Here is a 15974-nt window from a genome sequence, read left to right as displayed (position 1 = left end):
GTCAGGCATCGGGATCCTCGAGGCTGTAGCCGAGCCCGCGGATCGTGGTGATGACATCCTGCCCGAGCTTCTTGCGGATGCGCGTGACGAACACTTCGATCGTGTTCGAATCCCGGTCGAAATCCTGGTCGTAGATATGCTCGATCAGCTCGGTGCGGCTGACCACCTTGCCCTTGTGATGGAGCAGGTAGCTGAGCAGCTTGTATTCCTGCGCGGTCATCTTGACCGATTCCCCGTTCAGCGTGACCTTGCCGCTGCGCGTGTCGAGCCGGACGCCGCCTGCGGTCAGTTCGGACGAGGCATTGCCCGAGGCGCGGCGGATCAGCGCGCGTAGCCGCGCGATCAGTTCCTCCGACTGGAACGGCTTGGCGACATAATCGTCCGCGCCCGCGTCGAGCCCGGCGACCTTGTCCGACCAGCTGTCGCGCGCGGTCAGCACCAGGACGGGCGCGGTGCGGCCTTCCTTGCGCCAGCGGTCGAGCACCGTCAGCCCGTCGATTTCGGGCAGGCCGAGGTCGAGGATGATCGCGTCGTAATTCTCGGTCGAGCCGAGGAAATGCCCTTCCTCGCCATCGGTCGCGAGGTCGATCGCATAGCCAGCACCTTCGAGCGTGCTCTTCAGCTGCTGGCCGAGATTGGGTTCGTCCTCGACGATCAGAACGCGCATGCAAATTTCCCCTTGGACGGCGCCGATGGCGCTCAGTTGCCGGTACGGCCGATGATCTGGCCGGAACGGCCGTCGACCTCGACCCAGATGACCGATCCATTGCGCAGGAATTTGAGTGTGTAAATCCCGCCCTCCGGATCGAAGTCGAACCCGAGATAGCGTGCGCCGGGCATCGTCGGCACGACCCGCGCCTCGATATCCTTCGACGGAAGCCAGCGCCCCTCGCGCCGTCCGCGCAACGCTTCCATCTGGTCGCCACGCTGCATCAACCCGGCCGCCATCGGAACGGCGGGGGCGGGGGTCATGGCAAGTCCCATCAGGATGGCGGCTAGCATCTTCATGGGCTTGGCATAGGTGGCTTGCGTTGAACAGCCTGTGAATGGGGATGAAGTGCGGCGAAGTGGAACCCGTCACCCCGGCCTCCGCACGACCTCTGCGAAATGACGGGTGTTCTCCCGCGAAGGCGGGAGCCCAGGAGTCGCGAAAGCTGTAAGGCTTTGTCCTGCTTGGCCCTGGATTCCCGCCTTCGCGGGAAAACAGCAAATGACGGGCCGGTATCCAACTTTCGCAGATGTCTCGCCACCGCCGGCGTGACGGGGCGTATTGCAGTGCACAAAGCTTGCCGCCAGCCGCCCCACCGCCTAACGCGCATGTCATGGCAGCACCTATCCTCGCATATGAAAATCTCGGCGTCATTCAGGGCTCGGGTTGGCTTTTCCGTGGCCTCGACATCCATGTCGGCCCGCGCGACCGGCTCGCGCTGATCGGGCGCAACGGCGCGGGCAAGACGACGCTGATGAAGCTGCTCGGCAACAAGATCGATTCGGACGAGGGCCGCCGCACGATCGTGCCCGGTACCCGCGTGATCCTGCTCGAGCAGGAGCCCGCAATGATCGGGTGCAATACGCTCGCGGATTACGTCCTCGGCGGCGACGATGCGCCGCTGCAATATGAAGCCGAGGCGATCGCCGACCAGCTCGGGATCGACCTGACGCGCGAAGCCGCCAAGGCTTCGGGTGGCGAGCGTCGCCGCGCCGCGATCGTCCGTGCGTTCGCGCAGAACCCCGACGTGTTGCTGCTCGACGAGCCGACCAACCATCTCGACATCGGCGCGATCGAGTGGATCGAGGAATGGCTCGGCCGGTTCCGCGGTGCGTTCGTCGTGATCAGCCATGACCGCACCTTCCTCACCAAGCTGACCAAGCAGACTTTGTGGATGGACCGCGGCAACCTACGCCGTGCCGAGATCGGCTTCGGCGGGTTCGATGCATGGACCGAGCAGGTCTATGCCGACGAGCAACGCAATGCCGAGAAGCTCGACGCGAAGCTGAAGCTCGAGGAGCATTGGCTGCTGCGCGGCGTCACCGGGCGGCGCAAGCGCAACCAGGGCCGCCTGACCAAGCTGGTCGAGATGCGCGCCGAACGCGCGTCGATGGTCGGGCCGCAGGGCTCCGCCAATCTGACGATCGGCACCGACGACGCGCGCTCGAAGGTGGTGATCGACGCCAAGCACATCTCCAAGGCATTCGGCGACCGCACGATCATCGGCGACCTGTCGCTGCGCGTGACGCGCAAGGACCGGATCGGCATCGTCGGCGCGAACGGCGCGGGCAAGTCGACGCTGCTCAAGCTGCTGACCGGCGAATTGGAGCCCGACACCGGCCAGATCCGTTTCGCCAAGACGATCGAACGGATCGTGATCGACCAGCAGCGCAGCAAGATGGAGCCCGACAAGACGATCCGCGACGTGCTCGCGGACGGCGGCGACTGGATCGAGGTGCAGGGCATCCGCAAGCATGTCGTCGGCTATCTCAAGGAATTCCTGTTCGAGCCCGGCGTGCTCGACGCGAAGATCGGCACGCTGTCGGGCGGGGAACGCTCGCGGCTGTTGCTCGCGCGGGAATTCGCCAAGCCTTCCAACTTGTTAGTCCTGGACGAGCCGACCAACGATCTCGATCTGGAGACGCTCGACCTGCTCCAGGACGTGATCGGCGACTATGACGGCACCGTGCTCATTGTAAGCCACGATCGCGACTTTCTGGACCGCACCGTGACGATCACTTTGGGCCTCGACGGGTCAGGCACGGTCGATGTCGTGGCGGGCGGCTATGAGGACTGGGAGCGTCGCCGCAAGGCCGCCGCGCCGACCAAGCGCGGCTCGATCGCCAAGAACGCGACCTCCGCTGCGCCGGTCGCGGGCGGGGCGGCCCCGGGCAAGGTCAAGCTGACCTACAAGGATCAGCGCGATTACGAGATCCTGCCCAAGCGGATCGAGACTCTGGAAGCCGCGATCATGCGCGACCAGGAATTGCTGTCCGACCCCGAACTCTACACGCGCGATCCCGACCGGTTCGAGAAGCTGATGGAAGCGATCGGCCAGGCGCAGGCGGACAAGGACGCCGCCGAGCTGCGCTGGCTGGAACTGGCGGAAATGGTCGAAGGGCAGGGGTAAGCACTCGCGTCACCCCGGCGAAGGCCGGGGCCGCCATGTTGGGGGGCACAACCGGCGATACGGCATTCTGTGACCCCGTCGCGCCCGGGTAACCAGACGGCCCCGGCCTTCGCCGGGGTGACGAAATCAAGGTTCCAGCGACCGCCCCTCGCGCCCCGCGAGATCGACGACGTAATGCCACGCGACGCGCCCCGAACGGCTCCCGCGCCGCGTCGCCCAGCCGACCGCGTCGACCGGATCGAACGGCAGGGCGTGCGCGTCGGCATAAGCCCGCACGATCGCCAGATAGCCGTCCTGATCGACCACGTGGAACCCGAGGCTCAGCCCGAACCGGTCCGCCAGCGCGAGCCCGTCGTCCGCAGCATCGCGCGGATTGACCGCGGTCGGCTGGTCGATCATCTCGCGTGGCACCAGATGACGGCGGTTGGACGTCACCACCAACCGCGCATTGGCGGGCCGCGCCTCCGCGCCGCCATCCAGCATCGAACGCAAGGCGCGCCCGTCCGCCGCGGCATCGAACCCGAGATCGTCGAGGAACAGCACGAAGGCGCGGGGTAGGTCCGCGATCAGCCGGAACAGCGCGGGCAGCGTATCGAGCTGCGGCGTCACGATCTCGACTAGGGCGAGCGCGCCGCCGTCGGCCTGAACCGCGCCGATCACGCTCTTGACCAGCGCCGACTTGCCCGATCCCCGCGCGCCCCACAACAAGACGTCATGCGCCGCCGCCCCATCCGCAAGATGGCGCACGGTCGCGAGCAACGCAGTCTTCTGGGCGTCGATCCCGTGCAGCCGATCGAGCGGCAGCGGGCGGAACGCGCGGACCGGTTCGAGCACCGCGCCGCGCCAGACATAGGCCGGATGCGCCAGCGGATCCGCGGATTCGGCGGCGGGCGGCGCCAGGCGCTCGAGCGCGGCGGCAATTCGGGCAAGCGCATCGGTCATCGCCACGGTGCTACACGCGGACGCACCGCCTCACCAGCCTGGACGACCGGCCGTGGCCAGCGACGGCGCCTACCCCTGAAGATCGTAGCTTTTGAGCAGATCGTACAGCGTCGGGCGGCTGACCCCGAGCAGCTTGGCCGTATTGGAAATGTTGCCCTCCGCGCGCGCCAGCGCCTGGCCGATCGCGGTGCGGTCCGCCGTCTCCCGCACGGCGCGTAGGTTCAGCGGAGGCTCGGGCACACCGTCGGGCAGGTCGAGATCGGCGGCCGTCACCAGCTTGCCCTCGGCCATGATCACCGCGCGCTTCATGCGGTTCTCGAGTTCGCGGACGTTGCCGGGCCAGCGCCAGGCGGTGATCGCGTCGCGCGCATCGGGCGCCAGCCCGGTCACGCCCGAGCCCATCGTACGGGCGTAGCGTTTCAGGAAATGCTGGGCGAGCAGCACGGCGTCGCCGCTGCGCTCGCCGAGCGACGGGATGCGCACGACGATCTCGGCCAGCCGGTAATAGAGATCCTCGCGGAATCCGCCCGCCGCGACCATCGCATCGACATCCTGATGCGTCGCACAGACGATCCGCGTGTCGACCGTAATCGGCTTGCGCCCGCCGATCCGCTCGATCGTCCGTTCCTGGAGGAAGCGCAGCAGCTTGACCTGCAGCGGCAGCGGGACGTCGCCGATCTCGTCGAGGAACAGCGTGCCCCCGGCCGCCTGCTCGATCTTGCCTTCGGTCGTCTTGAACGCCCCGGTGAATGCGCCCTTTTCGTGCCCGAACAGTTCGGATTCCAGCAAGGTGTCCGGGATCGCCGCGCAATTGATCGCGACGAATGCGCCATCGCGGCGGTGGCTCGTATCGTGCAGCCCCCGCGCCAGCAGTTCCTTGCCGGTCCCGCTCGCACCGAGCAACATCACCGAGACATCGGCCGTGGCGACGCGCTCGATCGTGCGCGTCACCTTGAGCATTTCCGGGCTGGCGGTGAGGATGCCCCCCAGGCCGGCGCCAACCGTGCGGATCGACAGGCGATGGTTTTCCGCTTCCAGCGCATGGACGTGGAAGGCCCGCGCCACGATCATGCCAAGCGCGTCGATATCGATCGGCTTGGCATAGAAATCCCACGCCCCCTCGGCGATCGCCTGCAACGCGCTGGCATGCGCGCCGTGGCCGGAGGCGACGATCACCTTGGTGTCGGGCTTGAGCTTCAGGATCTCCGCCAGGGTGGCGAAACCCTCCCGCGTGCCGTCGGCGTCGGGCGGCAAGCCCAGATCGAGCGTGACGACCGCCGGTTCCTCGGCGCGAACTGCGTCGATCGCCGTCATTCGGTCCACCGCGGTAATGACCTGATAGTCTTCATACGCCCAACGCAACTGGCGTTGCAGGCCGAGATCATCCTCGACGATCAGCAGTTTGGGTTTCTCGATCATGCGGCGGCGACCAGCATTTGCGCGTGCGGCAGGCAGACCCGGAAGCGCGTTCCCGCACCGGGCTGGCTGTCGACCAGCACATGGCCCCCCATCGCTTCGGCGAGTTGCTTCGCCTCGAACGCGCCGATTCCGAAGCCGGCGGGCTTGGACGAGGCAAAGGGCTTGAACAGCTGGTCGCGCACGAACCCCGGAGTCATGCCGCACCCGCGGTCCGCAACGACGATGGTCACGTGCATGGCATCGGTTTCGAGCGACAGATCGACCGGGTCGGCCGCCGTGCTCGCCTCGATCGCATTCTGCACCAGGTGCCCCAGCAGCTGTTCCAGACGAACCGGATCGGCCTGCGCCGCAAGCGCCGGGTCGCCCGAAACGGCGATCGGGTGCTGCGTGCGCTTGGCGTAGGCGACGCGCTCGAGCAGTTCGACGAGGGCGACCGGGCGAAGATCGTCGGCGCGCGCGCGGTGATGCTGCGACAGGCGCGCGAGCAGGTCGTTCATGCGGCCGGCCGAGTCCTTGAGCGTGGCGACCATGTCGACGCGAAACGCCGGATTTTCCGCATGACGCTCTGCGTTGCGCGCGACCAGCGTCAACTGGCTGACGAGGTTCTTCACGTCGTGCAGGATGAAGGCGAAGCGCCGGTTGAACTCGTCGAATCGTTGCGCCTCGGCCAGCGCTTCCTGCGCGCGGGCTTCGGCGAGGTAGCTCGCGACGTGCCGCCCGGCGATGCGCAGAAGGTCGAAATCCTCCCAGTCGAGCGAACGGTCGATCGGTGGACGGGCGAGCAGGATCGCCCCCTGCAGCCGATCGAGATGCGCAAGCGGAACGATGACCCAGCCGTCGCCGTCCAGCATCCAGGGGGGAATCGTCGCGGCCTCACCCGGCTCGGCGGTTCCGGCACGAACCGGGTCGAGTTCGACGATCCGGGCGGTCTCGGTCAGATGCCGCGCCAGTATGGCCGGCGCCACGGCGCTTGGCGCTTCCCAGTTCCAGCCCAGCCCCACGCCGAGGCCCGTCGCCTCCGGCACGAGCAGCAGTCCGGCCGGCGATTCGGTCAGGTCCGCCACGGCCTTGATGATCCGGGCATCGAGCGGCGCGGCATCGTCGGGCTTGCCGAGCGTGTCGGTAAAGCGGATCCACTCGGTTCGATAATCGTAACGATGGCGGAAAAGGTGCTTGGCGACCTTGACCTTGGTCCAGGCGCGAACCCGGGGCGAGGACAGGATGGCCACGGCGGTTGCGGTTGATCCGACCACGAACGCGGTCTGCCACAGGCGGGCGGTTTCGCCGCTGAGCATGGCGATCACGCTCGTCGCGCCGACCATCGCCGCGGCGTACAGCAAGGTGGCGGCGAAGGAGAGCGTCTGCCAGGCGATCGTGCGCGACAGGTGCAACGTCCAGTCGCCGTTGCGCTGGACCGCGATGAGCAGCGCCGGCGCCGCGAACGCCATCACGATCCCGCGCCCTGCCACGATGACGGGGGGGAAGGTGCCGCTGGCATAAGCGACGAGGTACAGCAGCAGGTCGACGCTCCACATCGCGAGCAGGGCGATCACGACCAGCCGGATGCCCCCCCGCGCAGCGGGCGCGGCGGCGGTATACAGATGGTGGACCAGGACGAGCGCGCTGATGGCGACCATCATCCGCAGCGCCAGTCGCAAGGTCGCGACCTCGGGCACGAAACCTGCGGCGGACATCGTCCATACGACCGCCAGTCCGGCGTTGATCAGCACGACCAGCGCGACGATGCCGTAAATGATCGCTACCGCGCGATGCTCCGGGGTTCGTGGATCGCGCCGGACGAGCGCGTACATGAACCCGAGCCACGCCAGGTTTCGCAGCGACTCGGCGAGGCGGGGAATGCCGTCGGTCGACTCGATCCCCGCGACCGCCAGCGCCCATAGTGCGGTCAGCAGCAGCGCGAGGATGAACGTCAGTCGCGGTAATCCGGTCCCGCCCTCGCGCAACTGCGACAGGGCCACGCCCGCGAACAACAGGGCGGCGAGCGCGTGGCTCCACAGGATCAAGGTCGCAAGGCCGTCCACGACGTCAGCGCGCGCCCTCGGGCCAGAGCACGACGCGGATCGTCTGCAGCAGGATCAGCAGATCGAGGAACGGAGAGTAGTTCTTGGCATAATAGAGATCATATTCCAGCTTCTGCCGGGCATCCTCGATCGATGCGCCATAGGGATAGTTGATCTGCGCCCAGCCGGTGATCCCCGGCTTCACCATGTGGCGCTCGGCATAATATGGCAGTTGCTGCTCGAGATCGTCGACGAACTGCGGGCGTTCGGGGCGGGGGCCGACGAAGCTCATCTCGCCCTTCAGCACCGACCAGGTCTGCGGCAGTTCGTCGATCCGGACCTTGCGGATGATGCGGCCAATCCGCGTGATCCGGGGATCGTTCTTCTCGGCCCACACGGCCGTTCCCGCGACTTCCGCATCCTGGCGCATCGACCGCAGTTTGATACAGTCGAAGCCGACGTGATACAGCCCGACGCGCCGTTGGCGATAGAAGGCGGGGCCCTTGCTTTCGAGCTTGATCGACAGCGCGACGATCAGGATCAGCGGCAGGGTCAGCGTGAGCAGGATGATGCTCGCCGCGATGTCGAACAGGCGCTTGAACATCGACGACAGCATGCGACCGGAGGAAAACCCGTCGGAGAAGATCAACCAGCTGGGATTGACGCTCTGCAGGTCGACGCGTCCGGTTTCGCGTTCGAGGAATGTCGAGATTTCGTTGACGTGGACCCCGGTGGTCTTGATGCGCAACAGATCCTTCAGCGGCAGGGCGTTGCGGCGTTCCTCGAGCGCGAGCACCACTTCGCTGGCGTTGAGCAGGACGACATGGTCGGCAAGATTGTAGATCGCGTCGCGGGCGATCGCCTCCGGAATCACGCGCGCGCTTTCGCTCATCGAGACGTAGCCGACGACGACGAACCCCGATCCTGGCACCTGCGACAGGGCCTTCAGCCGCGCCGCCCGCGCGCCCGCGCCCAGCACGACGACCCGTCGCTTGAACACCTGGCCGCCCAGCGTCTTGCCCAGCAGGATCCGCAGCGCGATCAGCAGAACCGCGGCGATCATCATCGAATAGAGCAGGTTGGACCGCCAGAACGTGATCGTCGGCAAGGCGAAATAGATGACGCTAAGGAAGATCGTGCCGAGCGAAACCGCGACGAGCAGCCGCGCCGTGGCGTGGCGCAGCGACTGGAGCGCACTCGCGCCATAGACACCGACCGCGATCATCGCGAGTTCGACGCTACCGGCAAACGTCACCAACTGGGGGACCCGTCCCGCCATCGGCAGTACCGGCAGGCCAAGCTGCCCCATGCGAAGCGTGTACCCCAGCTCGCCCGCCACGATCAGCAGACAGACGTCAAACAGGCCGAGCAGCAGGACCGCATTCGGGATATAGTGTTTGAACAGCCTGATCATCGCGCGCGCACCCTGTCCGCCAAATTGGCAGCGCCGGCTGCAACACCGCCGACGATAGGATGCGGCTGTCGCAGAAATTGGCAAAGAAAGGCTGAAGGCCCTGGATCGCGGTTGATCCAGGGCAGTTACCAAGCGCAGCTCCGCACGCTACAGCGGGGTAACAAGGAGTCATTCGCATGCCGCAGACCACGCCGATCGTTCCCGTCATCCTCTCGGGCGGATCGGGAACCCGACTGTGGCCAATGTCGACGCCCGAGATGCCCAAGCAGATGCTTGCGCTGACCGCGGAGGATACCATGCTCCAGCTGACAGCGCAGCGCGCGCAGGGCGGCGGGTTCGCCGCGTCGATCGTCGTCGCGAACGCGCGCCATGCCGATCTGGTGGAGGCGCAGCTGCAGGCGGTGACCGCGGCACCGCAAGCGCTGATCCTGGAGCCGGTCGGCCGCAATACGGCACCCGCGATCGCGCTCGCCGCGCTGGCGGCGCCAGGCGACGCGCCGTTGCTGGTGATGCCGTCGGATCACGTCATCCTCGACGTTCCGGCCTTTCATGCGGCGATCCAGGCGGCGTTGCCGCTCGTCCAGGATGGGTGGCTGGTGACCTTCGGGATCGATCCGCATGCGCCCGAGACGGGCTATGGCTGGATCCGGATGGGCGAGGAGATTGCAGGCGGCGTCCACCGCGTCGCGAAATTTGTCGAAAAGCCGCCGCGCGACGCTGCCGAAGCCATGCTCGCAGCGGGCGATCATGCGTGGAACGGCGGGATCTTCCTGTTTCGCGCGGACGCCTATCTGAACGCGCTGGCAACTCATGCGCCCGAGATGCTCGGCGCCTGCCAGAAGGCGATGGAAAGCGCGCGTCACGACGGCACGCGCGTGTTTCCCGACGCCGACGCCTTTGCCGCGGCCCCGTCGGACTCGATCGACTATGCGGTCATGGAAAAGGCCGAGAAGGTCGCGGTAGTCCCGGTCAGCATGGGCTGGAGCGACCTGGGAAGCTGGGATGCGCTGCACGAGATCAGCGATCGCGACGCGGACGGCAACACGCATGCGGGACAAGGCGATGGCGAGGTGATCGCCATCGACACCAAGAACTGCCTGGTGCGCAGCGACGGTGCGCGGATCGCGCTGGTCGGGGTCGAGGATCTGATCGTCGTGGCGAGCGGCAGCGACATCCTGATCCTGCCGCGCGGGCGCAGCCAGGAGGTCAAGGCGCTGATCGAGGCGATGAAGCGCTGATCGCGCATGCCAAACCCCCGCCGGTCGCGGCGGGGGGGTGGCCGGTCAGAACGCCAACTGGACGCCGACGCGAAAGCTCTGGCGATAGCGTTCGTTCTCGATCAGCTGGGTCTTGACCGCCTGAAACCGGCGCCAGGGGGAATCGAGCAGATTGCTCGCCTCGAAGAACAGCGTGTAGGCCTTGACCGGCGAGAAGCCGATGCGTGCATCGAGCGAATTGTTCTCGGCGGTATATTGGTCGGTGGCGGTCGAATCCCCCAGCGTGTCGAGATATTGCGACCGATAGGTATAGGCCAGCCGCGCGGTCAGGCCGTATTTCTCGTAGAAGATCTGCGCCGTGCCGATGTATTTCGACTGGAGGAAATTGGGCACCTTGTCCGCCCGGTTGGGCACGCCGCGCGCCGACCCGTCGGTATAGGTGAAATTGCCCGAGATACCGAGGCCGTCCAGCGGCGCGGGGAGGAATTGCAGCTGCGTCTGCAGGTTCGCCTCGACCCCGTACAGTTCGGCACTCCGTGCGTTGAGCGGCTGGGTCACCAGCGCGCTGGTGAAGGTGATGCCTCCGAAGCTGCCGGCGCGGTTGACGCCGGCGGTGAAGATCGGGTCGTCGAGATGCTTGTAGAAGGCGGCGATCGACAGAATCCCCTGGCCGGGCAGATAATATTCCGCCGACAGATCCCCCGCGACCGCCTTGTACGGCTTGAGATCGGGATTGCCGAGCGCGACCACGCCCTTGTTGAGCGTCGTGTCCGATACGCTCGTGTAGGGCGCAAGGTCGGCATAATTGGGCCGGCCGATCGCGGTGGTTGCCGCCGCCCGCAGCACCAGTCGGTTCGACGCATCGAACCGGACGTTCAGGTCGGGAAAGACATCGGTATATTTGCGGCTGTTGACGACGTTGAACCCCTGCGTCGCGGTGGAGGCCGTGGTGAACGCCTTGCCCTTGTACGTCCCGTCGGTGTGCTCGACGCGGACACCCGGCACGATCGTGAACCGGTCGAGCTTGACCGTGCCCATGACATAGCCGGCATAGACTTTCTCGCTCAGGTCGTAATCGTTGACCAGCGAGTTGGCGAGGCTGCCCGCGACGTCGAGCGTCCGCGCGCCCGGGTTGGTGACCGTGTAATAGGTCTGCGCCCGGTCATAGTCGATCCGCGGACCCACCGCATAACGCCCGTCATAGATGGTGCTGCCGTCGTTGCTGGAGGCGCCGGTGGTCGCGAGGTTGCCCGCGGTCAGATTATATTGCTGAAAATCCCGGTTGTTGGTTTTGTCGGTTTGCTGGAACTTGCCGCCGATCTTGATCGCGCTGTCGTCCCCGAAGGCGATCGGGACGGTCAGGTCGGCACGCGCCTGGTACAGGTTTTCCGCGGCGCGGCGGCGGTCGTAATTGACCCGGTAGCCGCTGAACAAGGCGGGCGTGTTCGGCGTCGCATTGGCGGTATTGACCTTGAACAGCGTGTCGGCGAGGTCGAGCGACAGACCGGTCAGCGCGGTGCTGCCGGTGCGGAACGAATATTCCGAGCGCAGCGGGTCCTTTTTGAGCGCCTTGCTATAGGTGCCGCTGACCTCGAGCTGCGACCCGCCCAGCCCGACCTTCCCGCCAAGCTGGCCGGTGAAGGTCGAATCGTCCTCGTTGCGCAACCGCAGGAAGCGTGTGCCGCGCGAACTGAACGTACCCCCTGCCGCGACCGTCGCCGTCTGCGGGATCTCGATGCGGAACTGGTCGCGCGTCTCGTGATCCTTGAACGCCGAATAGAGCGTGCGGAGATAGACGCTGGTGGTCGCGTTCGGCCGCCAGTCGAAATTGCCGACCAGACCGTAGCGAGTGCGGGTGAGATTATAGTCGCGCAGGCGATAATCGTCCGGAACGGCGACGCCGTTGACGGTCTTCCACGCCGATGACCCCTGCAGATTCTCGGACTCGATCGGACGGCGCGAGTAATTTCCCGATAGGACGATCCCGAAGGTCTTGCCCGCCCCGAAGCGCGTGCCCGCGGTGATGTCCCCCTCATAGGGGTTGCGGCTGTTGAGAGTGTTATACCCGTTGGCGATCCGCGCATTGGCAAAGGCACGGGTCCGGTCGAAGGCGGTCAGGGTCGTGATGTCGACCTGGCCTGCGATGGCATTGGCGTCGCGGTCGGCGGTCAGCGATTTGACCACCGTGACCGACCCGATCAGCGACGAGGGGATGTCGTCGAGCTTGACCTGCCGCCCCTCGGGCTCGGGCGCTGGCGCCGTCTGGCCGTTGATCGTGACGTTGGCGAGATTGGGGTTGGCGCCGCGGATGATGACATAGCGCCCTTCGCCCTGATCGTTCGCGACCGAGATGCCGGGCAGACGTCGAACCGCCTCGGCGACATTCTGGTCGGGCAGCTTGCCGACGTCATTGGCGTTGAGCGTATCCTGAATGACGTTCGCCGTCCGCTTGGCCTGCAAGGCGCGGCGATCCGCGGCGCGCTGGCCGGTGACGACGATGTCCTTGCCGACGGGATCGGCATTCGGCGCCTCCAGGCGGAAGGCAACGACCGACGGCGCATCGCTGGATACCGCGCTGCGGGTCGCGATGGGATATCCGACATAGCGGAAGGTAAGCTCGACCGGGCCGGCGGGAAGATCGCGGATCACGAACATCCCGTCATCGTCGGCAATTGCGGTGCGACCGCCGGCCGAAACGGTGGCGCCGGGCAGCGCGTTGCCGGTGACCGGATCCACGACCCGGCCGGCGACGTCCGCGGCAAGGGCCGGGAAGGCAGTGGAGCCGAGCAAGGCTGCGCAAAGCGTTGCAGTGGACGCGACCGTACGCGTCCGGAAATGTCCGAACATGTTGAATTTCCCCCGCACGAAGATTGGCTTTTCCCAATCTTTCCGTGGCTCTGGTCCGCTAGCGTCCGTTCATGACGCTGGCGTGACGGTCACCAGGGCCTTGGCTCATGGTAGGCCGTTCCGCGAGGGCGCGCGGGTTATACCGCATACGGAACAATTCCCGAGGCGGCGCTTTCTGCGTGCACCCTTTGGAGATGACAGCGATGCGGCATGGTGTGGCAACCCTCGTCCTGGCGACGGTGATGGCGATAAGCCCGACGATGGCTTCGGCGGGTGGCCAGGACAGCGTGGGACGCGCGATCACCCAACCGCTGCGCGATACGCGACTGAAGAACCAGAAAATCCCGGCGGTGCTCCAGCTCGCGGCATCGGCACCCTATTCGGGGGCAAATACCGGCAGCTGTTCGGCCATCCTTGCCGAAGTGCGCCGCCTGGAGGCCGCGCTCGGACCCGACGCGGATTCGGCGCGGCGCGCGAAGGGGGAGGGGTCGGCAGTTGCAGCCGTTGCGGCGCGGACTGCGGTCAACTCGCTGATCCCGGGGCTCGGGATCGTCCGGGTCATCACGGGCGCAGACAAGGAACAGCGCCGCGCCGAGGCGGCGGTCTATGCGGGCTCGATCCGGCGTGCCTATCTCAAGGGCATCGGCCGGATGAAGCGCTGCGGTACGCCGGCGGCGCCAACCGCTGCCGCGATCGCCGATACGCCGGAGCTCGACCGCGAGTAACGCGCACGCAGGGCACGAGAAAAGGGCCGAAGGATCGCTCCCCCGGCCCTTTCTTTGGTCCAGCCGAACGGCCGGGCGTCGGTTCCTGCCGAACCAGCGAGGACCCGCGCCGCCCGAGCGGTCGGCGCGGGCCCCGCCGGATCAGAAGTCCATGCCGCCCATGCCGCCCATGCCGCCGCCGCCCATCGGTATGGCGGGCTTGTCTTCCGGCATTTCCGATACGGCCGCTTCGGTCGTGATCAGCAGGCCCGAGACCGAGGCTGCGTCCTGCAGCGCGGTGCGGACGACCTTGGTCGGGTCGATCACGCCGCTCTCGACGAGGTTCTCATACTGGTCGGTCTGTGCGTTGAAGCCCATCGTCGGGTCGTTGCCGTCCAGCAGCTTGCCCGAGATGACCGCACCGTCATGGCCCGCATTCGCCGCAATCTGGCGAACCGGCGCATAGAGCGCCTTGCGGACGATATCGATGCCGCGGGTCTGGTCGTCGTTCGCGCCCTTCATGCCCTCGAGCGCCTTGGTTGCGTACAGCAGAGCCGTACCGCCGCCGGGGACGATGCCTTCTTCGACGGCTGCGCGGGTTGCGTGCAGTGCGTCGTCGACGCGGTCCTTGCGCTCCTTGACCTCGACTTCGGTCGAACCACCGACCTTGATCACAGCAACGCCGCCGGCCAGCTTCGCGAGACGCTCCTGGAGCTTCTCCCGGTCATAGTCGGACGTCGTGTTCTCGATCTGCTGACGGATCGCATCGGTGCGGCCCTTGATCGACTCGTGATCGCCCGCGCCATCGACGATGGTCGTGCTGTCCTTGTCGAGCGTGACGCGCTTGGCGGTGCCGAGCATGCCGAGCGTGACCGACTCGAGCTTGATGCCGAGGTCTTCCGAGATCATCTCGCCCTTGGTCAGGATCGCGATGTCCTCGAGCATCGCCTTGCGGCGATCGCCGAAGCCCGGTGCCTTGACCGCTGCGACCTTCAGGCCGCCGCGCAGCTTGTTGACGACGAGCGTGGCGAGTGCCTCACCCTCGATGTCCTCGGCGATGATCAGGAGCGGACGACCCGACTGGACGACGGCTTCCAGGATCGGGAGCATCGCCTGCAGGTTCGACAGCTTCTTCTCGTGGATCAGGATGTAGGGATCCTGAAGCTCGACGGTCATCTTGTCGGGGTTGGTGATGAAGTAGGGCGACAGGTAGCCGCGGTCGAACTGCATGCCTTCGACGACGTCGAGCTCGAACTCGAGACCCTTGGCTTCCTCGACGGTGATCACGCCTTCCTTGCCGACGCGCTCCATCGCTTCAGCGATCTTCTCGCCAACGACGGTGTCGCCGTTTGCCGAGATGATGCCGACCTGGGCGACTTCCTTGGTGCCGGCAACCGGCTTCGAGCGGGCCTTGAGGTCCTTGACGACTTCGACGACCGCGAGGTCGATACCGCGCTTGAGGTCCATCGGGTTCATGCCCGCTGCAACCGACTTCATGCCCTCACGAACGATCGCCTGCGCCAGAACCGTTGCGGTGGTCGTGCCGTCGCCAGCGATATCGTTGGTCTTCGACGCGACTTCGCGCAGCATCTGCGCGCCCATGTTCTCGAACTTGTCCTTGAGCTCGATTTCCTTGGCGACGGTGACGCCGTCCTTGGTGATGCGCGGGGCACCGAAACTCTTGTCGATCACGACGTTGCGGCCCTTTGGCCCCAGCGTGACCTTGACCGCGTCGGCGAGAATATCAACGCCGCGGAGAATGCGCTCACGGGCGTCACGCCCGAATTTTACGTCCTTGGATGCCATGGTGGGCTACCCTTTCAGAAGTTGAAGATAGTGAAGGTCGTTTACGGAAAGACTCAGGCAACGATGCCGAGAATGTCCGATTCCTTCATGATCAGAAGGTCTTCGCCGTCGATCTTGATTTCGGTGCCGGACCATTTGCCGAACAGCACCTTGTCGCCGGCCTTGACTTCGAGCGGGTGGATTTCACCGGCTTCGTTACGCGCGCCGGTGCCGGCGGCGACGACTTCGCCTTCCTGCGGCTTTTCCTTGGCGGTTTCCGGGATGATGATCCCGCCTGCGGTCTTCTCTTCTGCCTCTACGCGGCGGACGAGGACGCGGTCGTGCAACGGACGAAAGTTCATGCGCGGAGTCCCTTTTCTATGAACAGCTGTTGGCACTCGCCAGCGGTGAGTGCCAGCACGGCGCATATGCGTACGCCACCCGCCATCGTCAATACGGGCTGCCCGCGATTCTCTGGCGAGCCGGTCCTATTCGCGGGCGGGCCG

12 protein-coding genes are annotated in these 15974 nt (G+C 66.1%); 3 read left to right on the top strand and 9 right to left on the bottom strand.

The genetic code is table 11. The features are described 5' to 3' along the window. Position 1 precedes the first annotated feature (1 nt). The gene (locus L8K25_RS15185) at positions 2–667 is read right to left on the bottom strand and encodes a response regulator transcription factor (protein ID WP_010162021.1); all 666 of its coding nucleotides are present in this window, start codon (positions 665–667) and stop codon (positions 2–4) included. A 32-nt stretch (positions 668–699) separates the two neighbouring features. Further along, the gene (locus tag L8K25_RS15180; RefSeq protein ID WP_242139818.1) at positions 700–1008 is read right to left on the bottom strand and encodes a hypothetical protein; all 309 of its coding nucleotides are present in this window, start codon (positions 1006–1008) and stop codon (positions 700–702) included. 314 nt (positions 1009–1322) lie between these two features. Between L8K25_RS15180 and L8K25_RS15175 the strand changes: the two genes are divergently transcribed. Beyond that, a complete protein-coding gene (locus L8K25_RS15175; RefSeq protein ID WP_242139817.1) occupies positions 1323–3119 on the top strand; it encodes an ATP-binding cassette domain-containing protein in 1797 nt (598 codons plus the stop codon). Positions 3120–3245: 126 nt separating this feature from the next. Here the strand turns inward: L8K25_RS15175 and L8K25_RS15170 are convergent, their stop codons facing one another. The 4 genes from L8K25_RS15170 to L8K25_RS15155 all read right to left on the bottom strand — a co-directional run bounded on the left by L8K25_RS15170 (position 3246) and on the right by L8K25_RS15155 (position 8915). Beyond that, on the bottom strand, positions 3246–4061 hold the full coding sequence (locus L8K25_RS15170) for an ATP-binding protein (protein ID WP_242139816.1): 816 nt from the start codon (positions 4059–4061) through the stop codon (positions 3246–3248). 69 nt (positions 4062–4130) lie between these two features. Beyond that, positions 4131–5480 (bottom strand): PEP-CTERM-box response regulator transcription factor, encoded by a 1350-nt coding sequence (gene prsR, locus L8K25_RS15165; RefSeq protein WP_242139815.1) that lies wholly within the window; start codon positions 5478–5480, stop codon positions 4131–4133. Then, positions 5477–7522 (bottom strand): XrtA/PEP-CTERM system histidine kinase PrsK, encoded by a 2046-nt coding sequence (gene prsK, locus L8K25_RS15160; protein WP_242139814.1) that lies wholly within the window; start codon positions 7520–7522, stop codon positions 5477–5479. Before prsK ends, prsR begins: the two co-directional genes overlap by 4 nt. A gap of 4 nt (positions 7523–7526) precedes the next feature. Beyond that, positions 7527–8915 carry a TIGR03013 family XrtA/PEP-CTERM system glycosyltransferase gene (locus L8K25_RS15155; RefSeq protein WP_242139813.1) on the bottom strand — a complete coding sequence of 463 codons (1389 nt, stop codon included), beginning with the start codon at positions 8913–8915 and terminating at the stop codon, positions 7527–7529. 176 nt (positions 8916–9091) lie between these two features. Here L8K25_RS15155 and L8K25_RS15150 point away from each other — a divergent pair, with 176 nt between their 5' ends. Next, positions 9092–10153 (top strand): mannose-1-phosphate guanylyltransferase/mannose-6-phosphate isomerase, encoded by a 1062-nt coding sequence (locus L8K25_RS15150; RefSeq protein WP_277923170.1) that lies wholly within the window; start codon positions 9092–9094, stop codon positions 10151–10153. Positions 10154–10198: 45 nt separating this feature from the next. On the opposite strand, the gene L8K25_RS15145 is transcribed toward L8K25_RS15150, so the two are convergent. Next, positions 10199–12979 (bottom strand): TonB-dependent receptor, encoded by a 2781-nt coding sequence (locus tag L8K25_RS15145; protein WP_242139812.1) that lies wholly within the window; start codon positions 12977–12979, stop codon positions 10199–10201. 215 nt (positions 12980–13194) lie between these two features. Here L8K25_RS15145 and L8K25_RS15140 point away from each other — a divergent pair, with 215 nt between their 5' ends. Beyond that, a complete protein-coding gene (locus L8K25_RS15140) occupies positions 13195–13704 on the top strand; it encodes a hypothetical protein (protein ID WP_242139811.1) in 510 nt (169 codons plus the stop codon). A gap of 141 nt (positions 13705–13845) precedes the next feature. On the opposite strand, the gene groL is transcribed toward L8K25_RS15140, so the two are convergent. Both groL and groES read right to left on the bottom strand, forming a co-directional pair. Beyond that, positions 13846–15489 (bottom strand): chaperonin GroEL, encoded by a 1644-nt coding sequence (gene groL, locus L8K25_RS15135; RefSeq protein ID WP_242139810.1) that lies wholly within the window; start codon positions 15487–15489, stop codon positions 13846–13848. 53 nt (positions 15490–15542) lie between these two features. Next, complete coding sequence (gene groES / locus L8K25_RS15130; protein ID WP_010162031.1) at positions 15543–15830, bottom strand: co-chaperone GroES; 288 nt, start codon at positions 15828–15830, stop codon at positions 15543–15545. Positions 15831–15974: the final 144 nt, after the last annotated feature.

Source organism: Sphingomonas sp. TREG-RG-20F-R18-01 (genome assembly GCF_022662475.1).
Classification (GTDB): Bacteria; Pseudomonadota; Alphaproteobacteria; order Sphingomonadales; family Sphingomonadaceae; genus Sphingomonas.
This window is presented reverse-complemented; position numbering and strand designations above follow the sequence as displayed.

Excerpts from the sequence above, each read along its gene's own strand:
- L8K25_RS15185 (WP_010162021.1), bottom strand. The coding sequence starts at position 667 with ATGCGCGTTCTGATCGTCGAGGACGAACCCAATCTCGGCCAGCAGCTG.
- L8K25_RS15150 (WP_277923170.1), top strand. The coding sequence starts at position 9,092 with ATGCCGCAGACCACGCCGATCGTTCCCGTCATCCTCTCGGGCGGATCG.
- L8K25_RS15170 (WP_242139816.1), bottom strand. The coding sequence starts at position 4,061 with ATGACCGATGCGCTTGCCCGAATTGCCGCCGCGCTCGAGCGCCTGGCG.
- L8K25_RS15155 (WP_242139813.1), bottom strand. The coding sequence starts at position 8,915 with ATGATCAGGCTGTTCAAACACTATATCCCGAATGCGGTCCTGCTGCTC.
- L8K25_RS15180 (WP_242139818.1), bottom strand. The coding sequence starts at position 1,008 with ATGAAGATGCTAGCCGCCATCCTGATGGGACTTGCCATGACCCCCGCC.
- groL (WP_242139810.1), bottom strand. The coding sequence starts at position 15,489 with ATGGCATCCAAGGACGTAAAATTCGGGCGTGACGCCCGTGAGCGCATT.
- prsR (WP_242139815.1), bottom strand. The coding sequence starts at position 5,480 with ATGATCGAGAAACCCAAACTGCTGATCGTCGAGGATGATCTCGGCCTG.
- L8K25_RS15175 (WP_242139817.1), top strand. The coding sequence starts at position 1,323 with ATGGCAGCACCTATCCTCGCATATGAAAATCTCGGCGTCATTCAGGGC.
- groES (WP_010162031.1), bottom strand. The coding sequence starts at position 15,830 with ATGAACTTTCGTCCGTTGCACGACCGCGTCCTCGTCCGCCGCGTAGAG.
- L8K25_RS15145 (WP_242139812.1), bottom strand. The coding sequence starts at position 12,979 with ATGTTCGGACATTTCCGGACGCGTACGGTCGCGTCCACTGCAACGCTT.